Source organism: Streptomyces sp. 11-1-2 (assembly GCF_003595545.1).
GTDB lineage: Bacteria > Actinomycetota > Actinomycetes > Streptomycetales > Streptomycetaceae > Streptomyces > Streptomyces hygroscopicus_B.
This window is the reverse complement of the sequence record NZ_CP022545.1, coordinates 5,545,565-5,567,880: the sequence shown is the minus strand read 5'-3', so window position 1 is coordinate 5,567,880 and position 22,316 is coordinate 5,545,565. Positions and strand designations below refer to the sequence as shown.

Below are 22,316 nucleotides of genomic sequence, written 5' to 3'. Positions count from 1 at the left end.
CTTCGTCGCGGTCAGCCGGGCTGATCCTCGTCGTGCTCCATCCGGTCCCGGCGCTCTTGCCACTCCCGGGCGACCTCGTCGATGTCGAAGGGCGTGAGATGGAGCGGCGGGCCGGGCGGGGGCCGCCGGATCGCCTCCCGGATCTTGTCATTGATCTCCGAGAGGATCTCCCGCACCACCCGCTCCGAGGGCGCCTTTTCCACGGCGGCGAGGGCGTCCTCCGCCTCTTTGCGCAGCACGAGTGTCGGCGGCAGAAATGACAGATTCTCGCGGGCCATCTTCTCCTTGACCCACCACAGATCGTCGTAGGGCTTGTCGAGGTTCGGGAGAGGTTTTCCCTTTCCCTGGAGGTTCGCGAACGCGCCGCGTTCCTCCGCCTCGCGGATCTGTCGGTCGGCCCATGTTTCGAAGCTGATGCCTGGTGGCTTTCGCTCGGTCACCCTGAGATTCTCCCTCGGACGGCGCGAAACGCGCCACAGGCCGTTTCAGCCCGCTTGTCAGATGCGGGGAGGACCTTGCTTGTCGGATCAGAGGTGGGAGGGCTTGTCAGGTCAGAGGTGGGAGGAGAGGACCGGCAGCAGATCCTGGAACGTCCGGCCGGTGGCGGGCGCGCCGATCGCCGACATCTGCCAGGCCCCGCCCGTCCCGCCCTCGCGGTGCACCTTGGCCATGATCTGGGCCGTGTAGGGGCCGCCGCCGCTCAGGGTGTAGCGGGCCAGCTCCTGTCCGTTGGTCTCGTCGATCAGACGGCAGAAGGCGTTCTGCACCTCGGCGAAGGTCTGCCCGGTGAAGGAGTTCACCGTGAACAGGATCTGATCGACATGGACCGGAACGCGCTGCAGATCGATCAGGATCGATTCATCGTCGCCGCCCTGACCGGTGCCACCGACGAGGTTGTCGCCGGTGTGCCGTACGGATCCGTCGTCGCTCGTCAGATGCTGGAAGAACACGACGTCGACGGCCTCCCGCCCGGCGAAGAGCACGGCCGAGGCGTCCAGGTCGATCTCCTTGGCGGTCAACCGGGCGAGCAGCCCCTTGCGCGGCGCGGCCTGCCAGCCCAGGCCCATGCGCACCGCGCTGAGCTCGCCCCCGTCGGACTTGCTCAGGTTGATCCGCTGGCCCTTGGCCAGATTTACGGTCATGTGCTTCCTTTCTCGCTCTTCTGATTGATCCGAGACGGTTTTTGCGACATCTTCAGCCGGTCGTGCAGAAACGGCAGGATGCCGCGGTGAAGAAGGGCCCTCAGCCAGGCGTCGCGGGCCGTGGCCACGGCCGCGTCATCCCGGCGCCCGACGTGGGGCGGGTGCGTGTACGGATGCCGTTGGGAGCGCGGGTGCTGGTCGGGGGCCGAGGTGCGGTGGCGTACGGCGGTGGCGAGCAGGCAGGCCACTCCCGCCGCCAGAGTGACCGCCGCGATCGTCGCGCTGGTCAGCCCGGCGGTCAACAGTGCGTCGGCCAGCTCGCGTTGGGAGTGAAGGAGCTTCAGCAGTCCGCCGAGGAGCAGAAAGGCCGCGGCCGAGACACCGGCCAGAGCCGGTGCGAGGACGGCGAGCGCCGGCAGCAGTCCACGGACGCCTGCCGCGGGGGAGGGGGCGCCCGCAGGAGACGGGGCAGCCGAGGCAGAAAGGGCAGGCGCGGCGGGCGCGGTGGACGGGCTCATCGCCGCGGCGGTGCGTTGCCGTAGGTACGCGGCGTATTCGGGCGCGGCGGCCGTCGCGATCGCCTCGCTCTCCACCAGCGCCTGGGAGCACAGCCGTTGGATGTCCGCGTCCCCGGTGGCCCCCTTGCGCCGCAGGGCCTCACGGATCTCCGCCGTACGCAGCGCCTGGTGGAGCGCCCGCTCGAAGTCGGGCCTGTCCTCGGCCTGTAACCCGGGTGGGGCGGTCATGTCCGTTTCCTCGATGTGTCCGAACCGTGTGAGCTGCGCGAGCCATCTGGCGGGGCGAGCCATCTAGCCAGGCGAACGGGCCGTCGGGCCCGCCTCAGGGGGGAAGGGCGGGCCCGACGGCCGCGGGGGAGGGCGTCAGAGATTGACGCCGAAGTCGGAGGCGATGCCCGCGAGCCCCGAGGCGTACCCCTGGCCGACCGCGCGGAACTTCCACTCCGCGCCATTGCGGTAGAGCTCGCCGAAGACCATCGCCGTCTCGGTCGCGGCGTCCTCGCTCAGGTCGTAGCGGGCGAGTTCGGCGTTGTCGGCCTGGTTGACCACCCTGATGAAGGCATTGCGGACCTGGCCGAAGTTCTGGTCGCGGCCGTCCGCGTCGTGGATGGAGACCGGGAACACGATCCTGGCGATCTCGGCCGGCACGGCGGCCAGATTGACCTTGATGGCCTCGTCGTCGCCCTCGCCCTCACCGGTCAGATTGTCGCCGGTGTGCTCCACGGAGCCGTCGGGGCTGGTGAGGTTGTTGTAGAAGACGAAGTGCCGGTCGGACGCGACCTTCCCGGCCTCGTCGCACAGCAGGGCGCTCGCGTCGAGGTCGTAGGCGGCGCCCGTCGTCGTCCGCACGTCCCAGCCCAGGCCGACGATGACCGCGCTCAGGCCCGGCGCCTCCTTGCTCAGCGAGACGTTGCCGCCTTTGGACAGGGAAACTCCCACGTTCTCCTCCAGGTGCTCGGTGGACCGGAGTTAAAATCTACAGCACTGTAGAAGTAGATGGTGTGGGGGCGCGGAGGTTGGCGCGATCTGGCGGACCGGGGCCGAGGAGGGGACGTCAGGCAACCGGCCCATCGACCGACCACCACCGACCACCATCGACGCATCGGCCTACGCGGTGGCGAGCGACACCTCGGTCGACTTGATCAGCGCGGTGACGCGGCTGCCCTCGGTGAGCCCCAGCTCCGCCGCGGCGTCCTGGGTGATGGCGGCCGTGAGCTCCTGGTCACCGCCGATGGCGATGACAACGGTGGCCATGGCGGCCCCGAGGGTGAGGCGGGTGACCGTGCCCGGGAAGCGATTGCGGATGCTCAGCCCCGAGACCTCCCCGGTGGCCAGAGCCACCTCAGTGGCCTTGGCCAGCGCCGTCACCTCCGATCCCTCCCCGATGCCGAGCTCCTTCACGGCGCTCATGGTCACTGCGGCCGTCACCATCTGACCGCCGGACAGCCGTCCCTGGACCGTGGCCATGGCCTCGCCAGGGGTCACGGACACGACGGTGGCGGGGAGCTGATTGCGGATGCTGAGACTCATGGGTGCACCACCCCGGAGGCGGAGGTCAACGGCCTGATACGCCTCACCCTAGGCACCCGCCCAAGGATCCGCGCGCCGACGCACAACGCTTCCCCACCACGCACGCCGCCACTACGCACGCCTCCGCGACCACCCTGCCCCTACGACGCCCGGCCGCCCACCCCCGCACCGCCCGCCCAGGCGCACCCGGCCGCCGACCCCCACGTACGATCGGACGGATGCGCCCCTCTCCCGCCGACCTCGTCCGTGAATTCCACCTGGCCTTCGGCCTCGACGCCCGTACGACCCCCACCGAGGTCTCACCGGAACTCGCCGCCCACCGCCAAGACCTACTGGCCGAGGAGTGCGCCGAAGTGGCCGAGGCGAGCGCCCACGGCACCGTCGACCACCTGGCCCATGAACTGGCCGACGTCGTCTACGTCGCCTACGGCACCGCCCTGGTCCACGGCATCGACCTCGACGAGGTGATCGCCGAGATCCACCGGGCCAATATGACCAAACTCGGCCCCGACGGCCGCCCCACCCTGCGCGCCGACGGCAAGGTCCTCAAGGGCGCCCACTACCAGGCCCCCGACATCCCGGCTGTCCTACGCCGCCAGGGCTGGACCGACGCGTCCGCATAGCAACACATCGCCGTACGGGGCGGCCGCGGAGATCCTGCAGCGGGCGGGGGCGCACACAGCGGGTGGCACCCGAGCGGTATGCGGAAGACAACGCGGAAGCCGTGCCGCGCCTGACCGAGAGCTGTCCAGGACGCACCGCCCCGACGCCATCTTCGGTGCCGCAGCCACGAGTTGACTGATCGCTAGTTCATGCCCCGTGGCTGTACCTCCTACGAGTGCTGATCCGCCTGGGCGGGGGCGATATGAGGCCGACCGATCGGCGTCGCGGTGTGCGCGGGCCGCGACCAGGTACTGCGCGCCAACTCATGGCTCCCAAGGTGGCCCCCGGAAACGCGTCAGGGGCCCGACCCGCTTTCGCGAATCAGGCCCCTGACCTGTGTTCCTTCAGTCGGGGTGGCGGGATTTGAACCCACGACCTCTTCGTCCCGAACGAAGCGCGCTGCCAAGCTGCGCTACACCCCGAAGCAACGAGCTCTACTTTAGCGGACCTGTGGCCAGAGACGAAATCCGGTTTCCGAGGTCTCGCAGGTCGGGGCGTTCCGGGCGGTTCCGGTGGGCGGGGGTGGGGTCAGGGGGTCTGGGGGGTCAGGGTGAGGAGGGTGGCTTCCGGGGGGCAGGCGAAGCGGACCGGGGTGTAGCGGTTGGTGCCGCAGCCCGCGGAGACGTGGAGGTACGAGGTGTGGCCGCCGGCCTGGTGCTGGGAGAGGCCCTTGACCCGGCGGGTGTCGAGGTCGCAGTTGGTGACCAGGGCGCCGTAGAAGGGGATGCAGAGCTGGCCGCCGTGGGTGTGGCCGGCGAGGACCAGGGGATAGCGGTCGGCCGTGAAGGCGTCGAGGACGCGTAGATACGGGGCGTGGACCACGGCGAGGGAGAGGTCGGCACCCGTCTCGGGGCCGCCGGCCACCTCGGCGTAGCGGTCGCGCTTGATGTGGGGGTCGTCGAGGCCGGTGAGGGCGATCTCGATGTCCTCCAGCTTCAGTCGGCCGCGCGTATTCGACAGCCCGACCCAGCCGGCCGCGTCGAAGGCGTCACGGAGCTCCGTCCACGGGTTGTGGATGGCGCCGACGGCCGGGGCGTTGCCGTTCAGACCGTGCCGGCCGCTGGCCTTCTCGAGCAGATAGCGGGCGGGGTTGCGCATCTTCGGTCCGTAGTAGTCGTTCGAGCCGAAGACATAGGCGCCGGGGAACTCCATCAGCGGGCCCAGCGCGTCCAGGACCTCCGGCACGCCCTCCGGGTCCGAGAGGTTGTCGCCCGTGTTCACCACGAAGTCTGGGCGCAGCCCGGCGAGGGACTGGAGCCAGCGCTGCTTCTTGCGCTGTCCGCTCACCATGTGGATGTCGGAGATCTGCAGGACGCGCAGGGGTCGCATCCCCTGCGGGAGCACCGGAACGGTGATCCGCCGGAGCCTGAAGGACCGGACTTCGAAGCCGGCGGCGTAGGCGAGGCCGGCCGCGCCGACCGCCGTGATTCCCAGGGGTACTCCGTATCGCGCGCGCATGTTGTCCATGGTCGCAGAACGCGGCCGGGGGAGAAATCTTCGGGTGATTCCCGGCCAGTGCTGGCAGACTCGACGCCATGACCACCACGCTCAAGTCCAGGCTGAAGGACGATCTCACCGCGGCGATCAGGGCGCGCGACGAGCTGCGTTCCTCGACTCTCCGGCTCACCATCAGCGCGATCACGAAGGAAGAGGTCGCGGGCGAGAGGGCCCGTGAGCTGTCCGACGCCGAGGTGGAGAAGATCGTCGCGCGGGAGTCCAAGAAGCGCCGCGAGGCGGCCGAGGCGTTCGAGAAGGGTGGACGCGCGGAGCAGGCCGAGCGGGAGCGGGCGGAGGGCGAGGTGCTCGCCGAGTATCTGCCGAAGCCTCTTACGGACGACGAGCTGGACGCCCTGGTGGCCGAGGCGGTGCGGGAGGCCGCGGCGGGCGGTGCCGAGGGGCAGCGGGCCATGGGCGCCGTGATGAAGATCGTGAACCCGAAGATCGCCGGGCGGGCGGAGGGCGGCCGGGTCGCCGCCGCGGTGAAGCGGCAGCTCGCGGGCGGGTAGCCGGGCTGGTGGCTCGCGGGCGGATCCCTCGCGGGCGGGTAGCTCTCGCTCGGGAGCTGGGCGTGCCCCTCGCGTTGCGTTAGGTGGCGTGTGCTGTGCGTTCCGCCGTGGCCCACGCGCTGTGTGCGTTGCGTTGTGCTTGCTTGCTCTGTGTCGTCAGCCTGTTGCCATGGCAACCGTAAGGATCGCAGCGTCGCCATCCCGTCCACACACGAAGGGGGCCGGACATCTCTGTCCGGCCCCCTTCGGCGCTTCATCGCGAGGCTTCGCTACCGCGGCCAGTTCCAGCCGCCGTCTTCATTGCCGTTGCCGCCGTTGCCGCCATTCCCATTGCCGCCGCCGATCAGGTCCGGGGGCAGGGAGATGTCCGGCCACGGGTTGTCCTGGCCGCCGTTGCCACCGCCGCGGTCGTTGCTACGGCCCGGCTTGTGGTCGCGGTCGTCCCGCTTCTTGCCGTCGTGAGGCTTGCGCTGGTTCGGGTCGTTGATCGGGACCTTTACGAAGTTCGGCGCCGGCTTGCCGTCCAGCGCGCCGCTCATCGCGTCCTTCCAGATCGGGCCGGGGGTGTCCGCGCCGTAGACCTTGTCGTGGGGGACGCCGCCGATGGTGATGTTCTCCATCTTGACGCCCTTGGTGCCCGGGCCGCCGACCCACACCGCACCGGCCATGTTCGGGGTGTAGCCGACGAACCACGCGGCCCTGCGCTCGTCCGTCGTACCCGTCTTACCGGCGCTCGCACGGCTCTGGAGGCCGGCCTGCTTGCCGGTGCCGTCCTCGACGACCCCGCGCAGCAGCGTGTTGATGGTGTCCGCGGTCTTCGCCGACATCGCGCGGGAGCACTTCGACTGCGGGACCTTGAGCTCCTTGTGGTCCGGGCCGGTGATCGACTCGATGAAGACCGGGGAGCAGTAGACACCGCGGTTGGCGAAGGTCGCGTAGGCGTTGGCCATCGTCAGCGGCGAGAAGCCCTCGGAGCCGAGGGTGAGGGAGGGCACCTGGTTGTGCTCCTTGCCGTCGGCGCGCTTCACCCCCATCTTGTCGGCCATCTGCGTCACCGGGCAGACCCCGATGTCGCTGATCAGCTGGACGAAGTAGGTGTTGACCGACTTGGCGGTCGCGTCCCTCATCCCGTACGGGCCGACTTCCTTCTCGTTCTCGTTCTCGACGGTCGCGCCCTCGTCGTTGGTCCAGGTGCCCTTGCAGGTGGTGACCGGGCTCGGATACGCCATCTTGTACGGCGAGGAGTAGCGCTGGTACGGCTTCTTGCCCTGCTCGATCGCGGCCGCCGCGGTGATCGGCTTGAACGTGGAACCGACCTGGAAGCCGTAGTTCGAGCCGCCCATGGACCTGTCCGCGGACAGGTTGATCTGGGTCTCGTTCTCACCGAAGCCGTACGGCCTGGACTGGCCCATCCCCAGCACCTTGCCGGTGCCCGGCTCGACGAGCGTCACGGCGGTGGCCACCGGGTCGGACTGGTAGACATGCGCCTTGATCGACTTCTGGACCGACTTCTGGGCCTTCGGGTCGAGCGTCGTACGGATCGTCAGGCCGCCCTGCGTCCAGCGCTTGGCGCGCGCCTCCGCCGTCTTGCCGAAGGCCGGGTCGTTGAGCAGAGTCTCGCGGACGTAGTCACAGAAGAACCCGGCGCCCTGGACGGCCGTGATGCAGCCACTCCTGGGCATGCTGACCTTCAGGCCGAGCGGCTTCTTCTGGGCCGCGGCGGCCTGCGCCGGAGTGATGTCCTTCACCTGGGCCATCCGCTGCAGAACGGTGTCGCGGCGCTCCTTTGCGGACTTCGGGGCGCTGACCGGGTCGTAGCGGCTGGGCGACTGGACGAGGCCGGCCAGCAGTGCCGCCTGCTCCAGCTTCAGGTCCTTGGCGGGTTTGCTGAAGTAGCGCTGGGCCGCGGCCTCGATGCCGTACGCCTGCTGCCCGAAGAAGGTGATGTTCAGGTAGTTCTCGAGGATCCGCTTCTTGCCCAGTTCCTTCTCGACCTTGATCGCGTACTTCAGTTCCTTGATCTTGCGGCCTATGGACTGCCGGGTGGCCTGGGCGACCTTCTCCTTGTCGTCGCCCGCCTCCTCGACGAACACGTTCTTCACATACTGCTGGGTCAGCGTGGAGGCGCCCTGGGAGACCCCGCCGCCCTGCGCGTTGGTGTTGACCGCGCGCAGCACGCCCTTGAGGTCGACCGCCCCGTGCTCGTAGAAGCGGGCGTCCTCGATCGCGACGATCGCCTGCCGCATATACGGGGAGATGTCGTTCAGCTTCACGATCGTCCGGTCGCGGGAGTAGACCTTCGCGATCTCCCCGCCCTCGGCGTCCAGGATCGTCGTCCGCTGGCTGAGCGGCGGTGTCTTGAGATTGGCCGGAATTCCGTCGAACTCCTCGACCGTTCCCTTGGCCGCGAGGCCGAGCGCCCCGACGGCGGGAAGCGCGAGCCCGGCCATCACGGCACCGGCCAGCGCGCTGACGCCGAGGAACTTGGCGGCCTGTTGAGCGGAGGACAGCCCGCCGCTCGAGCGCGTGTTTCCCATAGGAGGCAGCCTACGTCTCGAATCGCCGGACAGGGGACCGGGTGTTCGCATACGCTGTTTCACGCCAGTCACAGGTGAGTGGCTGAGCCACACCCCCACCCTCACTCAAGTGAGTGATCAGACCTGCCCGGATTGCGGCCCTTGTCTCGAGCTGCCCGTTGTTCGGCGGGTGAACTGCCCGCATTTGCACTAGTAATCGCAAATGTCGCCAGCTCACTCCGTTGGGTGATCTGCCGCGTACCCATAGTCCGTTCGGACCATCCAAGATTGGGCCTGCAGGGGGTGTTGCGCCTTGTCTCGCTTCCGTAACGTCCTCAACTGGCGACGGTGAATATGCCGTTTGTCGCCGTGGGGGAGCTCCGATTCGGGAGAGGACGGCGCCAGCATGGGCTGGGTAACCGACTGGAGTGCGCAGGCCGCCTGCCGCACTACTGATCCAGATGAACTGTTCGTCCAGGGCGCGGCACAGAACAGGGCCAAAGCGGTCTGCACCGGATGTCCGGTGCGCACCGAGTGCCTTGCGGATGCCTTGGACAACCGCGTGGAGTTCGGCGTGTGGGGAGGGATGACCGAGCGCGAGCGGCGAGCACTGCTGCGCCGCCGGCCGACGGTGACCTCCTGGCGCAGGCTCCTGGAGACCGCGCGCGTCGAGTACGAGCGCAGCGCGGGGATTCTGCCCTTCGACGACGAGGACTATGAGCGCTTCGCCGCGGTCGGATAGGCCGGACGGCGGTGCGCCGGCGGTCGGCTGACGGCCTGCCGGTGTGAGCGTCTCGCCTCACCATCACCTCACCCACCTCTCGTCATCGGCACGAGTGGGGGTGCGAGTACGGCGCGCCTCGTCAGGGGCGGGTACGGGTACGCGCACGCCTCCGAGCACGACCGCGGCCAGGGCCGCGGTCGGCCGTGGGGGCGCGAGTGACACGGGTGACGCTGGTTAACGGGTCGGTGCGGGCCGGGGGTTGGTCTGCGACTGGTCTGTGATGGCGCTGCGATTGATCTGCCGCCGCCTGCGCCACTGGTGATTCTGTGCGCCGCCGGTGGCTGTGGCCTGCCGTGTGCCGTGTGCCGTGTGCCGCTTGCTGGGCAGCCATGTCCGCCAAGGCCCGCTCTGCGCGCCCGCGCGACTGCTTACCTCGGCTTGCCTCGGCGCTGCCTGCCTCGGTGGGTCTGTCTGCCTCGGTGATGGTCATCCATGTCGGCGCCGTGGGCCGACGCCGCCGTCCGGTCACGGTCCATCACCGCTGTCCGCTATGCGTGCTGCCTGTCGTGCGTCTCCTTCGTGCGCGCGCGGCCGACCGCCGCGCGGGCACCGACTCAGCCCGCGCGTTTGGTCCGTTCCACTGGGACCGCGAGGCGATCGCCGATCGCCCGCAGCCCTGCCAAGTCGTGTACGTCGCCAGGGAGTGCGGCCACTTGGGCCACCGGAACCTCGGGGTGGAGAGCCGTGAAGCGGTCGTGTGTGCGCTGCTCGCGTCCGAGCACCTGCATACGCTCCGCGTGCAGCCGAAGCAGTCCCGCGGCGAGCCGCTCCGCCGACGTGTCCGCCGACGTGGGGGAGACGTCGGGGTCCGCTGCCGAGGGGTTCCGCGCTTGAGCATTCCCTGAGGGGGGATCGACAAATCCGCCGTCGGCAAGATTTTCTGCCCCGGCATCGTTCTTGGCCGGATCGCTTCCCTCCGCCGCGTTCGCGGGCGCATCGTCCAGATCCGCCGGATCCGCGGGGTCGCCCTTCAGGGAAAGGATCTCCGCGGCGGCCAACGCCCGTTCCGCCGAGAGCTGTTCGGCCCCGCTGCCGTGCACCCGGTTCAGCACCAGCCCGGCCAGCGGCATCTGGTCCGCGGCCAGGCGTTCGACGAAGTACGCGGCCTCCCGCAGGGCGTCCCGCTCGGGCGCGGCCACCACCAGGAAGGCCGTACCGGGAGCCTGCAGTAGCCGGTAGGTGGCCTCCGCGCGAGTACGGAATCCGCCGAACATGGTGTCCATCGCGGCAGCAAACGTCTGAACGTCGCGCATCAGCTGTCCGCCGAGCACCTTGCTGACCGTGCCCGTCATCATCGACACGCCCACGTTCAGGAACTTCATCCCGGCCTTGCCGCCCACCTTCGCCGGCGCCATCAGCACCTTGATGAACTTCCCGTCCAGGAAGGAGCCGAGACGTTTCGGCGCGTCCAGGAAGTCCAGCGCGGACCGGCTGGGCGGGGTGTCGACGATGATCAGATCCCATTCGTCGCGGGCCCGGAGCTGGCCGAGCTTCTCCATGGCCATGTACTCCTGAGTGCCCGCGAAACCGGCCGAGAGCGACTGGTAGAAGGGGTTCGCGAGGATGGCCCGGGCACGCTCGGGATCGGCGTGCGCCTCGACGAACTCGTCGAACGTCCGCTTCATGTCCAGCATCATGGCGTGCAGTTCGCCGCCGTTCCCGTCGCCGACGCCCTCCACCCGGCGCGGGATGTTGTCGAGCGCGTCGATGCCCATGGACTGGGCAAGCCGGCGGGCCGGGTCGATGGTGAGGACGACGACCTTACGGCCGCGCTCGGCGGCCCGTACGCCCAGGGCGGCGGCGGTGGTGGTCTTGCCGACGCCGCCGGAGCCGCAGCACACCACGATGCGGGTCTGCGGATCGTCCAGCAGGACGTCGATGTCCAGCCGGGGTGCCACGTCCATGCCCATGCCGCCTCCTGCGTACGACTCGTTGTCCGTAACGCCCTTACGGCGGGCGCCGCTCACGCCGGCCACTGCTTGCGCAGATCCACCGCGAGCCGGTAGAGCCCCGCCAGGTCGATGCCGTCCGTGAGCAGCTCCAACTCGTGCAGCGGCAGCCCCAGGCCGGTCAGCTCGGCGCGCTGCGCCCGCTCCAGCGCCACCCGCTCGGCGTGCTCCCGCGCCTGCTCCAGCAGCGGGTCGACCAGCTGCTCGGCCATGCCGCCGCGGCGCGCACCGCCCAGGCCTGCCTGGGAGAGCGCCTTGGCGACGGCCGCGCGCCGCCCGTTGGCGACGGCCTCGACGGCCTCGTGGTCGAGGAGCGCGGGCCGCACCATGTTGATGATGACCCCGCCCGTCGGGAGTCCGTCCGCGCGCAGCTCGGAGATGCCGTCCGCGGTCTCCTGGACCGGCATCTCCTCCAGCAGGGTCACCATGTGGACCGCCGTCTGGGGCGACTTCAGGACGCGCATCACGGCCTGTGCCTGGTTGTGTATCGGGCCGGTCCGGGCCAGCCCCGCCACTTCGTCGTTGACGTTCAGGAAGCGGGTGATGCGGCCGGTGGGCGGCGCGTCCATGACCACGGAGTCGTAGACGAAGCGGCCGTCCTTGCCCTTACGGCGCACCGCCTCGCACGCCTTTCCGGTCAGCAGGACGTCCCGCAGCCCCGGGGCGATGGTGGTCGCGAAGTCGATCGCGCCGAGCTTCTTGAGGGCGCGTCCGGCCGAGCCCAGCTTGTAGAACATATGGAGGTAGTCCAGAAGTGCGAACTCCGGGTCGATCGCCAGAGCGTGCACCTCCCCGCCGCCCGGCGCGGTGGCGATCTTCCGCTCCTCGTAGGGCAGCGGCTCCGTTTCGAAGAGTTGTGCGATGCCCTGACGGCCTTCGACCTCGACCAGCAGGGTGCGCCTGCCCTCGGCCGCGAGGGCCAGCGCGAGTGCGGCGGCGACCGTGGTCTTGCCGGTTCCGCCCTTACCGCTGACGACATGGAGCCTGCTCACACTGGGGAGCCTAACCAGTCGCCCATCGCCCTACGCACCAGGGCCCGGCGGAGAGGCATTACAGTCGGCCCCATGACCAAGTGGGAATATGCGACCGTACCGCTGCTCGTACACGCCACGAAGCAGATTCTGGACACCTGGGGCGAGGACGGCTGGGAGCTGGTCCAGGTCGTCCCCGGGCCGAACTCCGAGCAGCTGGTGGCCTACCTGAAGCGGGAGAAGGGCTGATGGCCGGCGGCACGGTCGAGGGCAGGCTCGCCGGGCTCGGCCTGACGCTGCCCGAGGTCGCGGCGCCCCTGGCCTCCTATGTGCCCGCGCTGCGCACCGGTCCGTACGTCTACACCTCGGGCCAGCTGCCGCTGGTCGAGGGGAAGCTGGGCGTGACCGGCAAGGTCGGCGCGGAGGTGACCCCGGAGGAGGCCAAGGAGCTGGCGCGCACCTGTGCGCTGAACGCCCTGGCCGCCGTGAAGTCGGTCGTCGGTGACCTCGACCGCGTCGTGCGTGTCGTGAAGGTCGTCGGTTTCGTCGCCTCGGCATCGGACTTCACCGGCCAGCCGGGTGTCGTCAACGGTGCGAGCGAGCTGCTGGGCGAGGTCCTGGGCGACGCGGGCGTGCACGCGCGCAGCGCGGTGGGCGTGGCGGTGCTGCCGCTGGACGCGCCGGTCGAGGTCGAGATCCAGGTCGAGGTCGCCGACTAGCGAGCGTCGAGGTCGCGGACTGACGGGCCTCGAACTGACGGGCCTCGAAGTCGCGGACTGGGGAGCCGGACCCGTGGGTGGGCCGTGCCGGTGGGCCGGTGGGCGCGTACCGGTGTGACCGCCGGTACGCGGGCCGGCCCCGGCGTGGCGCCGCCGGTGCCACTCGAACATCAGCCCGTAAGCGCATAGCATCCGGCCATGTCCACTACGAATGGCCAGTGGTATCCACCCGAGTGGCCAGAGCGGATCCGCCTCTTGTCGGCGGGTGAGCTCACACCGGTGACACCGCGCCGGGCCGCCACCGTGCTGCTGCTGCGGGACGGACCGGACGGAACGGACGGGCAGGACACACCACAGGACGCACGGGACGCCCGAAACGGGGACGGGGAGCACTCACCGGACGAGCTCGGCGCACCGGAGAGGCTCGACACGGTGCCGGAGCCCGCGGAGGCCCCGGAAGGCCCTGAAACGCCCCCAGAGGGCCTGCGGAACGCGGCGGGAGCGGCCGACGGGCTCGCCGTCTACATGCTGCGCAGACGCGCCTCCATGGCCTTCGCCGGAGGCGCGTACGCCTATCCGGGCGGTTCCGTGGACCCGCGCGACGAGCGGATGGTCACCTGGGCCGGCCCCTCGCGGGCGCAGTGGGCGCGGCGGCTGGGCCTGGACCCGAGCGAGGCGACGCAGGCTCAGGCCATCGTGTGCGCGGCGGTCCGCGAGACCTTCGAGGAGGCGGGGGTCCTGCTCGCGGGCCCGACGCCGCACACCGTGGTCGCGGACACGACGGGGGACGACTGGGAGGCGGACCGCGCGGCGCTGGTCGCCCGGGATCTGTCGTTCGCGGAGTTCCTGGACCGCCGGGGGCTGGTGCTCCGCTCGGATCTGCTGGGCTGCTGGGCGCGCTGGATCACCCCGGAGTTCGAACCGCGCCGCTACGACACCTGGTTCTTCGTGGCTGCGCTGCCGCGGGGGCAGCGCACCCGTAATGCCTCCACGGAGGCGGACCGGACCGTGTGGATCCGCCCGGGCGACGCGGCCGACGGCTACGACCGGGGCGAGCTGCTGATGATGCCGCCCACGATCGCGACGCTGCGCCAGCTCGCGGCCCACGGCTCGGTCGCCGACGCACTGGCCGCGGCGGCGGACCGGGATCTGACGCCGGTCCTGGCCCAGGCGCGGGTGGAAAACGGGGAACTGGTGTTGAGCTGGCCGGGTCATGATGAGTTCACCAAGCACATCCCGGGAGCCACGGGGGGACCCTCCGCATGACGTACGCATCCGCTCTGCCCGGCCAGCCGCGTGGGGGCACCATCGGCGGCCCGGCCACCGACCGGGGCTTCTGCGTCCTGGCGCCGAACGCCTCGCCCATGACGCTGGACGGCACCAACACCTGGATCGTCGCCGAGCCGGATTCCGACCTCGCCGTCGTCATCGACCCCGGGCCGCTCGACGACGCGCACCTCAAGGACGTCATCGCGACCGCCGAGCGGGCGGGCAGACGGGTCGCGCTGACCCTGCTCACCCATGGCCACCCGGACCACGCGGAGGGCGCGGCGCGCTTCGCCGAGCTGACGCGGACGTCCGTACGGGCCCTGGATCCGGCGCTGCGGCTGGGGGACGAGGGGCTGGGGCTGGGGGACGTCATAACCACCGGCGGTCTGGAGCTACGGGTGGTGCCCACGCCCGGCCACACCGCCGACTCGCTGTCCTTCCACCTTCCGGCCGATGGCGCGGTCCTTACGGGCGACACGGTGCTCGGGCGGGGCACGACCGTCGTCGCGCATCCGGACGGGCGGCTCGGCGACTATCTGGACTCGCTGCGGCGGCTGCGCTCGCTGACGGTGGACGACGGGGTGGACACCGTCCTGCCGGGCCACGGGCCGGTGCTGAACGACGCCCGGGGCGTCGTGGAGTACTACCTCGCGCATCGCGCCAACCGGCTCGCGCAGGTGGAGACGGCCGTCGAGGACGGCCACCGGACGCCCTCGGAGGTCGTGGCGCATGTGTACGCGGACGTGGACCGGTCCCTGTGGCCGGCGGCGGAGCTGTCGGTACGGGCCCAGCTGGACTATCTGCGCGAGCACGGGCTGATCTGAGGCCGGTCTTCCTGGAGCTCGCGGGTCCGCGGCCGGTGGGTCCGCGGCCTCTGGCTCCACAGCCTGTGGTCCGCCCGCTCAGGAGCGTCGTAAGGGCCCCGCCGGAATCCCGGCGGGGCCCTTACGTTCCGTTTTCGCGTATCCGTTCCGTCCGGCGGTTCCGTCCGGCGTCAGCGGGAGCGCTTGGCCAGCCGCTCGACGTCCAGCAGGATCACCGCGCGCGCCTCCAGCCGCAGCCAGCCGCGGCCCGCGAAGTCGGCGAGCGCCTTGTTGACGGTCTCGCGGGAGGCGCCGACCAGCTGGGCCAGCTCCTCCTGGGTCAGGTCGTGGACGACGTGGATGCCCTCCTCCGACTGCACGCCGAAGCGGCGCGACAGGTCCAGCAGGGCCCTGGCGACCCGACCGGGGACGTCGGAGAAGACCAGGTCGGACATCTGGTCGTTGGTCTTGCGCAGGCGCCGGGCGACCGCGCGCAGCAGCGCGGAGGCGACCTCGGGCCGGGCGTTCAGCCACGGCTGCAGATCGCCGTGGCCGAGGCCGAGCAGCTTGACCTCGGTGAGGGCGGTGGCGGTGGCGGTACGCGGGCCGGGGTCGAAAAGCGACAGTTCGCCGATCAGCTCGCCGGGACCGAGCACGGCGAGCATGTTCTCGCGGCCGTCGGGAGAGGTGCGGTGGAGCTTCACCTTGCCCTCGGTGACCACGTACAGGCGATCGCCGGGGTCCCCTTCGTGGAAGAGCGCGTCACCCCGCGCGAGGGTGACCTCTCCCATGGAGGCGCGCAGCTCAGCGGCCTGCTCGTCATCGAGCGCCGCGAAGAGCGGGGCGCGCCGCAGAACGTCGTCCACGAGTCTCTCCTTGTCGACATGCACAGGGGACCGACGTCCCCATGATGCCGGACGGTAAAACAGTGCGATCAGTCACAAGTTTGACGCACTGGCCTCCCGAGCTGTGCGGCAGGGGTCCGATTGGGAACCTCTTCGCGGTGGCCGGGGCGGATGTCAGTGGGTGGGCTTAGGCTGGCCGGGTGTCCAATACGCCGGTGAGAGCACAGGTCAAGGGGGCCGGACGGGTGACCGCACCTCGTAATTCCGCTGTGGGCGAACAAGAGTCCGCTGAGTCGGCAGAAGCCGCGAAGCCGAATAAATCGGTCAAGGGCTCGAAGGGCGCCCGCCCCGAGTCCCGGCTCGCCCTCGTCCGCCGTGCCCGGCGCATCAATCGCGAGCTCGCCGAGGTGTATCCGTACGCCCATCCCGAGCTGGACTTCGAGAGCCCCTTCCAGCTGCTGGTGGCCACGGTCCTGTCCGCCCAGACCACCGATCTGCGGGTCAACCAGACCACCCCCGCGCTCTTCGCCGCCTATCCGGCGCCCGAGGACATGGCGGCGGCCGACCCGGAGGCCCTGGAGCAGCTGATCCGGCCGACCGGCTTCTTCCGCGCCAAGGCCAAATCGCTGCTGGGCCTGTCCGCCGCCCTCCGCGACCGCTTCGGCGGCGAGGTCCCGGGGCGGCTCGAGGATCTGGTCACCCTGCCCGGTGTCGGCCGTAAGACGGCCAATGTGGTGCTCGGCAATGCCTTCGGGGTGCCGGGCCTGACCGTGGACACCCACTTCGGGCGGCTGGTGCGGCGCTGGAAGTGGACCGCCCAGGAGGACCCCGAGAAGGTCGAGGCGGAGATCGCCGCGCTCTTCCCCAAGAGCGAGTGGACGATGCTCTCGCACCGCATCATCTTCCACGGCCGCCGCGTCTGCCACGCCCGCAAGCCCGCGTGCGGCGCCTGCCCGATCGCCCCGCTCTGCCCGGCGTACGGGGAGGGCGAGACCGACCCGGACAAGGCGAAGAAGCTGCTGAAGTACGAGATGGGCGGCCAGCCGGGCCAGCGTCTGCGCCCGCCGTCCGACTACCCTGGCCGTCCCGCCGCCCCCCTGGGAGCCGCCGAGTGACGAGCACGTACGGCGGGGACGTGGAGGTCAGCGCCCATGGGCTGCCCGAATGGCTGCTGCCGGTGGCGCGGCTGGCCGAGACGATCGAGCCGCGTCAGCTGAGCCGCTTCCTGCCGCCCCCGCAGGGCGGCGGTCGCCCCTCCGCCGTGCTGGTGCTCTTCGGCGAGGGTGCCGACGGCCCGGAGCTGCTCCTCATGGAGCGCTCCGGCTCGCTGCGCTCGCACGCCGGCCAGCCCTCCTTCCCCGGCGGCGCCCTCGACCCGGAGGACGGGGATCCGGACGAGGAGGGCCCGCTGCGCGCGGCGCTGCGCGAGGCCGAGGAGGAGACGGGGCTCGACCCCTCGGGGGTGCAGGTCTTCGCGGTGCTGCCGCGGCTCTATATCCCGGTGAGCGGTTTCGTCGTCACGCCGGTGCTCGGCTGGTGGCGCCGGCCCAGCCCGGTCGGGGCCGTGGACCCGGCCGAGACCGCCCGGGTGTTCACGGTTCCCGTGGCGGATCTCACGGACCCGGCGAACCGGGCCACGACCGTCCACCCCAGCGGCCACCGGGGGCCCGCCTTCCTGGTGGGATCCGCTCTGGTCTGGGGCTTCACCGCCGGAGTGATCGATCGCATCCTGCATTTCGCGGGGTGGGAGCGACCGTGGGACCGCGCCAAGCACGTCTCACTCGACTGGCGCGCGTGAGACGGTGTTCCGGTGAATGTGCTGGACATCCTGCTGCTGCTCGCCGCCGTATGGTTCGCGGTCGTCGGCTATCGCCAGGGCTTCGTCGTCGGCGTGCTGTCGGTGACGGGGTTCATCGGGGGTGGGCTGATCGCGGTCTATCTGCTGCCGCTCATATGGGACGGCACGACCGACAAGACATCCCCCGGCACCGTCGGTGCCGTGGTGGCGATCGTCCTGGTGATCGTGTGTGCCTCGGTCGGCCAGGCCGCCACCACTCACCTGGGGAACAAGCTGCGGCGGTACATCACCTGGTCACCGGCGCGCGCCCTGGACGCGACCGGCGGCGCGCTGGTGAACGTCCTGGCCATGCTGCTGGTGGCCTGGCTGATCGGCTCCCTGGTGGCCCAGACCTCGCTCCCCACCCTGGGCCGGGAGGTCCGTGACTCCAAGGTGCTGCTCGGGGTCTCCCGCGTCGTTCCGGACGAGGCGAACACGTGGTTCACCGACTTCTCGTCCGTGCTCGCGCAGAACGGCTTCCCGCAGGTCTTCTCGCCCTTCGCCAACGAGCCGATCACCTCGGTGCCGCAGCCCGACCCGGCGCTCGCCCAGTCCCCGGTGGCCACGCGGGCGCAGGAGAGCATCGTCAAGGTCGTCGGCACCGCCCCCAGCTGCGGCAAGGTCCTCGAGGGCAGCGGCTTCGTCTTCGCACCGAACCGGGTCATGACCAACGCCCATGTCGTCGGCGGCGTCAGCGACCCGACCGTACAGATAGGCGGCGAGGGCCGGCTGTACGACGCCAAGGTCGTGCTCTACGACTGGAAGCGCGATATCGCGGTCCTCGATGTGCCCTCGCTGCAGGCCCCGGCGCTCCAGTTCGCCCAGGACGACGCGCGCTCCGGTGATGGCGCGATCGTCGCCGGCTTCCCGGAGAACGGCGCCTTCGATGTGCGCGCCGCCCGGGTCCGCGGCCGTATCGAGGCCAACGGCCCCGACATCTACCGCCGCTCCACCGTGCAGCGCGATGTGTACTCGCTGTACGCGACGGTGCGGCAGGGCAACTCCGGCGGTCCGCTGCTCACCCCGCAGGGGCGGGTGTACGGCGTGGTCTTCGCCAAGTCCCTCGACGATGCGAACACCGGGTACGCGCTGACGGCGGACGAGGTGAGCCAGGACATCGAGAAGGGGCGTACGGCCGACCAGCCGGTGGACAGCCAGGGGTGTGCCCTCTAGCGCGGTGGCCGAGGGATATGCCCTCCGGAGCGGACGCGCCCGGCGGAGTGTGGCCCTCCAGAGCGGAGAGGCCCTCCAAAGCGGGGTGATGCCGGTGATGCCGAGCGTGCTACCAGGGGTTTCCGGTGTCGCCGGGGTCCCGGGCCGCGCCGGAGGTACTGCTAGCGGCTGCGTGGATGGCGCAACCGCGCCGAGACCCACCGGGCCCGGCGGCGGATGATGCGGGGAATCCCGAGGTTCGGGTCATGGCCTTGGGTAGGCCCGGAGCCGCCCCGCTCGGAAACACTCAGCGCGGCATTGGCAGTAGCGGCGGCCTGGGGGCCGCGGCTGTTTGGTGCGTCACGGTAGTCGTGAGTCCAGCCCATACCTCGGTGTCTGCCCCTGACCCAAGGTCCGTAATCGCCGGTGGCTGCGGCAATTGGCCTATGCTCCAGGCAATTGGCCGTTCGAAAAACAGATGTTCGCCCGCCCGTCGTGACGCGGTCGGAATGCGCACGGCCGACGCCGCTCAGCGGTCGGGTTCGGGGTCCTTCAGCCAGTCGATCAGCTCGGAGGTGAAGGCCCGTGGGTCCTCCTCGTGCGGGAAGTGGCCGAGCCCGTCGAAGAGCCGCCAGCGGTAGGGGGCCTCGACATACTCCCCGGAGCCCGCCGCGCTGCGGGTCCGCATCACCGGGTCGAGTGACCCGTGCAGATGCAGGGTCGGGACCTGTACCGGCCGCTTCATTCGCCGGTTGAACTGGAAACCGTCCGGCCGTGCCAGCGACCGCACCATCCAGCGGTACGGCTCGATCGAGCAGTGCGCGGTCGAGGGGATGCGCATCGCCCGCCGGTAGACCTCCACGGCCTCGTCCTCGGGCAGTCGCGGCCCGGACCACTCCCGGATCAGCCGCCCCACGGCCGCCGCGTCGTCCGCGACCAGCTGGCGCTCGGGCAGCCAGGGCCGCTGGAAGCCCCACACATGGGAGCTGGCCGCGCTCTGCTTGACGTCCGCCAGCATCGCCGAGCGCCAGCGGCGGGGATGCGGCATCGAGGCCACCACGAGCCGCCGCACCAGCTTCGGCCGCATCACCGCGGCCGTCCACGCCAGGTATCCGCCCAGGTCATGGCCGACGAGCGCGGCGTCCGGCTCACCCAGCGAGCGGATCACACCGGTGATGTCGAGGGCGAGGTTGGCCGGGTCATAGCCCCGGGGCGTACGGTCGCTGCCGCCCACCCCGCGCAGATCCATCGCGACCGCGCGGTAGCCGGCGTCGGCGAGCGCGGGCAGCTGGTGCCGCCAGGTCCACCAGAACTGCGGAAAGCCGTGCAGCAGCAGCACCAGCGGGCCGTCACCCAGCTCGGCGATGTGGAAGCGCGCGCCGTTGGCCGCGACATCCCGGTGGGTCCAGGGGCCGTCGAGCCGTACGACCGACGCGGAGGTATCAGGGACGGTCATGCCGACGAGCGTGTCACATCCCGCACGGAGCGACCGCCATTGCTCTCGGCACGCGGATGCGGCTTGACGCTCCCCAGTACGGCGGCGCTCTCCTTGGACGAGGCGATCGACCGCTTCGGCGCCTTGACCTTCTTGAACTTCAACAGCGCCAGCAGCCCCAGGATCCCGGCGAACAGCCAGTAGATACCGCCCACGATCAGAAAGCACCAGGCGAGGCCGAGACCGGTCCAGGCGCGCATGCCATAGGCGAGGGCGAAGCTCAGCACCGGCAGCGAGAACAGCAGCAGCACCCCGGCCGCCATCCCCGCGCCGCTGCCGACCGCGGCTTTCTTGGCTCCCACCCGGAGCTCGGCCTTGGCCAGCGCGATCTCGTCGTGCATCAGCGCCGACAGCTCGGTGGTCGCCGTCGCCACCAGCTGGCCGAGGCTGCGGTTGCCGCCGTCGTCGGCTGCACTCATCGCCATCTCCCTCTGCTCTTGTGCGTCTTCGCTCGTGCTGCGCCGTCCGCGCTTGGTACGTCGTCTGTGCTTGCTACGTCTTCTGCGCATTTCTGCGGGCGTCAAGCCTCTCAGATCATGCCGGACCATCGTCGCCGGAGTCGTTCGCGGCGGCCACTTCGGCAAGCCGCCGGTGCTCGGCGGCCTTTGCCTCGTGAATGGCGGCCATCCGCAGGTGGTAGTCGGGGCTGTCCAGCTCATAGACGTCCGGGATGCCGTCCATGTCCTCGTCCCGCTCCTCCTCCTGACACAGCCGCTGGTACCTGGTGTTGCGCAGCTTGAGGAGGACGCCGGCGAACAGGGCGGCGCTCAGCGAGCCGATGAGGACCGCCGCCTTGACCTCCCCGGCGAGCGTGGGATCGGTGGGGAAGGCGAGTTCGCCGATGAGGAGGGAGACGGTGAAGCCGATTCCGGCGAGGGCGGCCACGGCGAAGACATCGGCCCAGGCCAGATCCTCGTTCAGCTCGGCCCTGGTGAAGCGGGCGGCGCACCAGGAGCCGCCGAAGACGCCGACGGCCTTGCCCACGACGAGGCCGAGGACCACGCCGAGGGTCTCCGGGCGGGTGAAGACATCCGCCACGGCGCCGCCGGAGAGCGGCACCCCGGCCGCGAACAGGGCGAACAGCGGCACCGCCACGCCCGCCGACACAGGGCGCAGCCGGTGCTCGACGCGCTCGGCGGGGGAGCGCTCCTCGCCCTCCCGTACGGTGCAGCGCAGCATCAGGCCCATCGCGACGCCCGCGATGGTGGCATGCACACCGCTGGCATGCATCAGCGCCCAGACCACCACGGCGAGCGGGAGATGGATCCAGGCCGTCCGGACGCCCTTGCGGTGCAGCAGCCAGACGAGGACGAGCGCGGCGACGGACAGGCCCAGGGCGATGAAGTTGATGTGCTGGGTGAAGAAGATCGCGATGATCAGAATGGCGCCGAGGTCGTCGACGACCGCGAGGGTGAGCAGGAAGGCGCGCAGCGCGGCGGGCAGGGCGGTGCCGAGCACGGCGAGGACGGCGAGCGCGAAGGCGATATCGGTGGCCGTCGGCACGGCCCAGCCCCTGAGGCCGCCGTCGCCGCTCGCGCTGACGGCGACATAGACGAGCGCGGGTACGGCCATGCCGCAGACGGCGGCGATCACGGGCAGCGCGGCCGCCTTGGGGTCGCGCAGCTCGCCTGCGACCAGCTCGCGCTTGAGCTCGATACCGGCGACGAAGAAGAAGATCGTGAGCAGGCCGTCGGTGGCCCAGGAGGCGACCGAGAGGTGCAGATGCAGCCCCCGGGGGCCGAAGGAGAAGTCCTTGATGTCGCCGTAGATGCCGCTGAGCGGGGTGTTGGCGAGGATCAGCGCCACGATGGCGGCCACGAGGAGGATCACACCGCCGACGGTCTCGGTGCGCAGCGCGTCGGTGACGAACGTCCGCTCGGGCAGCGACAGGCGTCCGAGGAACTTGCGGCTGGTGGGCGCGGCCACAGGCGGGCCTCCTGGGTAGGTCGGTGGTGCGGATACACGTGTGGCGTATGCCGACCAGACTTCCCGGCGCTCCTGCCCCTCATCTTGTCGTAATTTTTATGCGACAGCCACCTGCGGCAATCACGGCGAGGGGCGCCCCCGCCCGGCGGGAGCGCCCCTCGCTCATGTGGTGCTCATGCTGCGCTTGTGGT

24 protein-coding genes and 1 tRNA gene are annotated in these 22,316 nt (G+C 70.5%); 10 read left to right on the top strand and 15 right to left on the bottom strand.

Annotated elements, in window-relative coordinates:
- Positions 1 to 11 precede the first annotated feature (11 nt).
- From CGL27_RS23375 to CGL27_RS23355, 5 genes are all read right to left on the bottom strand, one after another.
- Positions 12 to 440 carry a DUF1992 domain-containing protein gene (locus CGL27_RS23375; RefSeq protein WP_119989778.1) on the bottom strand — a complete coding sequence of 143 codons (429 nt, stop codon included), beginning with the start codon at positions 438 to 440 and terminating at the stop codon, positions 12 to 14.
- 111 nt (positions 441 to 551) lie between these two features.
- Positions 552 to 1,142, bottom strand: a complete 591-nt coding sequence (locus CGL27_RS23370; RefSeq protein ID WP_119989776.1) for a TerD family protein — start codon at positions 1,140 to 1,142, stop codon at positions 552 to 554.
- Positions 1,139 to 1,888, bottom strand: a complete 750-nt coding sequence (locus CGL27_RS23365; RefSeq protein ID WP_119989774.1) for a hypothetical protein — start codon at positions 1,886 to 1,888, stop codon at positions 1,139 to 1,141. Before CGL27_RS23365 ends, CGL27_RS23370 begins: the two co-directional genes overlap by 4 nt.
- A 135-nt stretch (positions 1,889 to 2,023) precedes the next feature.
- Positions 2,024 to 2,599, bottom strand: coding sequence for a TerD family protein (locus CGL27_RS23360; protein WP_078642276.1), 576 nt, complete (start codon positions 2,597 to 2,599; stop codon positions 2,024 to 2,026).
- Between the two features lie 168 nt (positions 2,600 to 2,767).
- Positions 2,768 to 3,190, bottom strand: coding sequence for a TOBE domain-containing protein (locus CGL27_RS23355; RefSeq protein WP_014061778.1), 423 nt, complete (start codon positions 3,188 to 3,190; stop codon positions 2,768 to 2,770).
- 218 nt (positions 3,191 to 3,408) lie between these two features.
- Between CGL27_RS23355 and CGL27_RS23350 the strand changes: the two genes are divergently transcribed.
- The gene (locus CGL27_RS23350; RefSeq protein ID WP_078642275.1) at positions 3,409 to 3,813 is read left to right on the top strand and encodes a MazG nucleotide pyrophosphohydrolase domain-containing protein; all 405 of its coding nucleotides are present in this window, start codon (positions 3,409 to 3,411) and stop codon (positions 3,811 to 3,813) included.
- 388 nt (positions 3,814 to 4,201) lie between these two features.
- Here the strand turns inward: CGL27_RS23350 and CGL27_RS23345 are convergent.
- A tRNA-Pro gene (locus CGL27_RS23345) sits at positions 4,202 to 4,275 on the bottom strand.
- Positions 4,276 to 4,381: 106 nt separating this feature from the next.
- Positions 4,382 to 5,311 (bottom strand): metallophosphoesterase, encoded by a 930-nt coding sequence (locus tag CGL27_RS23340; RefSeq protein WP_205587739.1) that lies wholly within the window; start codon positions 5,309 to 5,311, stop codon positions 4,382 to 4,384.
- Positions 5,312 to 5,388: 77 nt separating this feature from the next.
- On the opposite strand from CGL27_RS23340, the gene CGL27_RS23335 reads away from it, so the two are divergent.
- Positions 5,389 to 5,859, top strand: a complete 471-nt coding sequence (locus CGL27_RS23335; protein WP_119989770.1) for a GatB/YqeY domain-containing protein — start codon at positions 5,389 to 5,391, stop codon at positions 5,857 to 5,859.
- A gap of 269 nt (positions 5,860 to 6,128) precedes the next feature.
- Here CGL27_RS23335 and CGL27_RS23330 read toward each other — a convergent pair whose 3' ends face one another.
- Complete coding sequence (locus CGL27_RS23330; RefSeq protein WP_119989768.1) at positions 6,129 to 8,396, bottom strand: transglycosylase domain-containing protein; 2,268 nt, start codon at positions 8,394 to 8,396, stop codon at positions 6,129 to 6,131.
- Positions 8,397 to 8,781: 385 nt separating this feature from the next.
- Here CGL27_RS23330 and CGL27_RS23320 point away from each other — a divergent pair, with 385 nt between their 5' ends.
- On the top strand, positions 8,782 to 9,117 hold the full coding sequence (locus CGL27_RS23320; protein WP_014061756.1) for a WhiB family transcriptional regulator: 336 nt from the start codon (positions 8,782 to 8,784) through the stop codon (positions 9,115 to 9,117).
- Between the two features lie 596 nt (positions 9,118 to 9,713).
- On the opposite strand, the gene CGL27_RS23315 is transcribed toward CGL27_RS23320, so the two are convergent.
- Both CGL27_RS23315 and CGL27_RS23310 read right to left on the bottom strand, forming a co-directional pair.
- Entirely contained in the window at positions 9,714 to 11,069 is a 1,356-nt protein-coding gene (locus tag CGL27_RS23315; protein ID WP_119989766.1) for an ArsA family ATPase, read from the bottom strand.
- 53 nt (positions 11,070 to 11,122) lie between these two features.
- A complete protein-coding gene (locus CGL27_RS23310; RefSeq protein WP_119989765.1) occupies positions 11,123 to 12,100 on the bottom strand; it encodes an ArsA-related P-loop ATPase in 978 nt (325 codons plus the stop codon).
- Positions 12,101 to 12,172: 72 nt separating this feature from the next.
- Between CGL27_RS23310 and CGL27_RS23305 the strand changes: the two genes are divergently transcribed.
- The 4 genes from CGL27_RS23305 (at position 12,173) to CGL27_RS23290 (ending at position 14,891) form a co-directional block, all read left to right on the top strand.
- Entirely contained in the window at positions 12,173 to 12,328 is a 156-nt protein-coding gene (locus tag CGL27_RS23305; RefSeq protein WP_014061753.1) for a DUF4177 domain-containing protein, read from the top strand.
- Entirely contained in the window at positions 12,328 to 12,798 is a 471-nt protein-coding gene (locus tag CGL27_RS23300) for a RidA family protein (RefSeq protein ID WP_119989763.1), read from the top strand. The genes CGL27_RS23305 and CGL27_RS23300 overlap by 1 nt, the downstream gene beginning before the upstream one ends.
- A 198-nt stretch (positions 12,799 to 12,996) precedes the next feature.
- Positions 12,997 to 14,064 carry an NUDIX hydrolase gene (locus CGL27_RS23295; RefSeq protein WP_119989761.1) on the top strand — a complete coding sequence of 356 codons (1,068 nt, stop codon included), beginning with the start codon at positions 12,997 to 12,999 and terminating at the stop codon, positions 14,062 to 14,064.
- Positions 14,061 to 14,891, top strand: a complete 831-nt coding sequence (locus CGL27_RS23290; RefSeq protein ID WP_119989759.1) for an MBL fold metallo-hydrolase — start codon at positions 14,061 to 14,063, stop codon at positions 14,889 to 14,891. The genes CGL27_RS23295 and CGL27_RS23290 overlap by 4 nt, the downstream gene beginning before the upstream one ends.
- Positions 14,892 to 15,061: 170 nt before the next feature.
- On the opposite strand, the gene CGL27_RS23285 is transcribed toward CGL27_RS23290, so the two are convergent.
- Complete coding sequence (locus CGL27_RS23285) at positions 15,062 to 15,736, bottom strand: Crp/Fnr family transcriptional regulator (protein ID WP_014061749.1); 675 nt, start codon at positions 15,734 to 15,736, stop codon at positions 15,062 to 15,064.
- A gap of 224 nt (positions 15,737 to 15,960) precedes the next feature.
- Between CGL27_RS23285 and nth the strand changes: the two genes are divergently transcribed.
- Genes nth through CGL27_RS23270 form a run of 3 tightly spaced genes read left to right on the top strand, consistent with a single transcriptional unit; the run spans position 15,961 to position 18,725 of the window.
- Positions 15,961 to 16,830 (top strand): endonuclease III, encoded by an 870-nt coding sequence (gene nth, locus CGL27_RS23280; protein WP_078642268.1) that lies wholly within the window; start codon positions 15,961 to 15,963, stop codon positions 16,828 to 16,830.
- Positions 16,827 to 17,513, top strand: a complete 687-nt coding sequence (locus tag CGL27_RS23275) for a CoA pyrophosphatase (RefSeq protein WP_014061747.1) — start codon at positions 16,827 to 16,829, stop codon at positions 17,511 to 17,513. The genes nth and CGL27_RS23275 overlap by 4 nt, the downstream gene beginning before the upstream one ends.
- Positions 17,514 to 17,525: 12 nt before the next feature.
- Positions 17,526 to 18,725, top strand: a complete 1,200-nt coding sequence (locus CGL27_RS23270; RefSeq protein WP_078642267.1) for a MarP family serine protease — start codon at positions 17,526 to 17,528, stop codon at positions 18,723 to 18,725.
- Between the two features lie 161 nt (positions 18,726 to 18,886).
- Here CGL27_RS23270 and CGL27_RS52185 read toward each other — a convergent pair whose 3' ends face one another.
- From CGL27_RS52185 to nhaA, 4 genes are all read right to left on the bottom strand, one after another.
- Entirely contained in the window at positions 18,887 to 19,090 is a 204-nt protein-coding gene (locus CGL27_RS52185; protein ID WP_078642266.1) for a hypothetical protein, read from the bottom strand.
- 143 nt (positions 19,091 to 19,233) lie between these two features.
- Positions 19,234 to 20,160, bottom strand: a complete 927-nt coding sequence (locus CGL27_RS23260) for an alpha/beta hydrolase (RefSeq protein WP_119989757.1) — start codon at positions 20,158 to 20,160, stop codon at positions 19,234 to 19,236.
- Positions 20,157 to 20,618 (bottom strand): phage holin family protein, encoded by a 462-nt coding sequence (locus CGL27_RS23255; RefSeq protein ID WP_119989756.1) that lies wholly within the window; start codon positions 20,616 to 20,618, stop codon positions 20,157 to 20,159. The genes CGL27_RS23260 and CGL27_RS23255 overlap by 4 nt, the downstream gene beginning before the upstream one ends.
- A 115-nt stretch (positions 20,619 to 20,733) precedes the next feature.
- Positions 20,734 to 22,125 carry a Na+/H+ antiporter NhaA gene (nhaA, locus tag CGL27_RS23250; RefSeq protein WP_119989754.1) on the bottom strand — a complete coding sequence of 464 codons (1,392 nt, stop codon included), beginning with the start codon at positions 22,123 to 22,125 and terminating at the stop codon, positions 20,734 to 20,736.
- Between the last annotated feature and the right edge of the window lie 191 nt (positions 22,126 to 22,316).

What these genes read in the sequence shown, in the direction of transcription:
- CGL27_RS23340 (WP_205587739.1), bottom strand. Translation starts at nt 5,311, where the DNA reads ATGCGCGCGCGATACGGAGTACCCCTGGGAATCACGGCGGTCGGCGCG.
- CGL27_RS23370 (WP_119989776.1), bottom strand. Translation starts at nt 1,142, where the DNA reads ATGACCGTAAATCTGGCCAAGGGCCAGCGGATCAACCTGAGCAAGTCC.
- CGL27_RS23365 (WP_119989774.1), bottom strand. Translation starts at nt 1,888, where the DNA reads ATGACCGCCCCACCCGGGTTACAGGCCGAGGACAGGCCCGACTTCGAG.
- CGL27_RS23300 (WP_119989763.1), top strand. Translation starts at nt 12,328, where the DNA reads ATGGCCGGCGGCACGGTCGAGGGCAGGCTCGCCGGGCTCGGCCTGACG.
- CGL27_RS23320 (WP_014061756.1), top strand. Translation starts at nt 8,782, where the DNA reads ATGGGCTGGGTAACCGACTGGAGTGCGCAGGCCGCCTGCCGCACTACT.
- CGL27_RS23315 (WP_119989766.1), bottom strand. Translation starts at nt 11,069, where the DNA reads ATGGGCATGGACGTGGCACCCCGGCTGGACATCGACGTCCTGCTGGAC.
- CGL27_RS23305 (WP_014061753.1), top strand. Translation starts at nt 12,173, where the DNA reads ATGACCAAGTGGGAATATGCGACCGTACCGCTGCTCGTACACGCCACG.
- CGL27_RS23295 (WP_119989761.1), top strand. Translation starts at nt 12,997, where the DNA reads ATGTCCACTACGAATGGCCAGTGGTATCCACCCGAGTGGCCAGAGCGG.
- CGL27_RS23260 (WP_119989757.1), bottom strand. Translation starts at nt 20,160, where the DNA reads ATGACCGTCCCTGATACCTCCGCGTCGGTCGTACGGCTCGACGGCCCC.
- CGL27_RS52185 (WP_078642266.1), bottom strand. Translation starts at nt 19,090, where the DNA reads ATGGGCTGGACTCACGACTACCGTGACGCACCAAACAGCCGCGGCCCC.
- CGL27_RS23255 (WP_119989756.1), bottom strand. Translation starts at nt 20,618, where the DNA reads ATGAGTGCAGCCGACGACGGCGGCAACCGCAGCCTCGGCCAGCTGGTG.
- CGL27_RS23290 (WP_119989759.1), top strand. Translation starts at nt 14,061, where the DNA reads ATGACGTACGCATCCGCTCTGCCCGGCCAGCCGCGTGGGGGCACCATC.
- CGL27_RS23335 (WP_119989770.1), top strand. Translation starts at nt 5,389, where the DNA reads ATGACCACCACGCTCAAGTCCAGGCTGAAGGACGATCTCACCGCGGCG.
- CGL27_RS23350 (WP_078642275.1), top strand. Translation starts at nt 3,409, where the DNA reads ATGCGCCCCTCTCCCGCCGACCTCGTCCGTGAATTCCACCTGGCCTTC.
- CGL27_RS23355 (WP_014061778.1), bottom strand. Translation starts at nt 3,190, where the DNA reads ATGAGTCTCAGCATCCGCAATCAGCTCCCCGCCACCGTCGTGTCCGTG.
- CGL27_RS23330 (WP_119989768.1), bottom strand. Translation starts at nt 8,396, where the DNA reads ATGGGAAACACGCGCTCGAGCGGCGGGCTGTCCTCCGCTCAACAGGCC.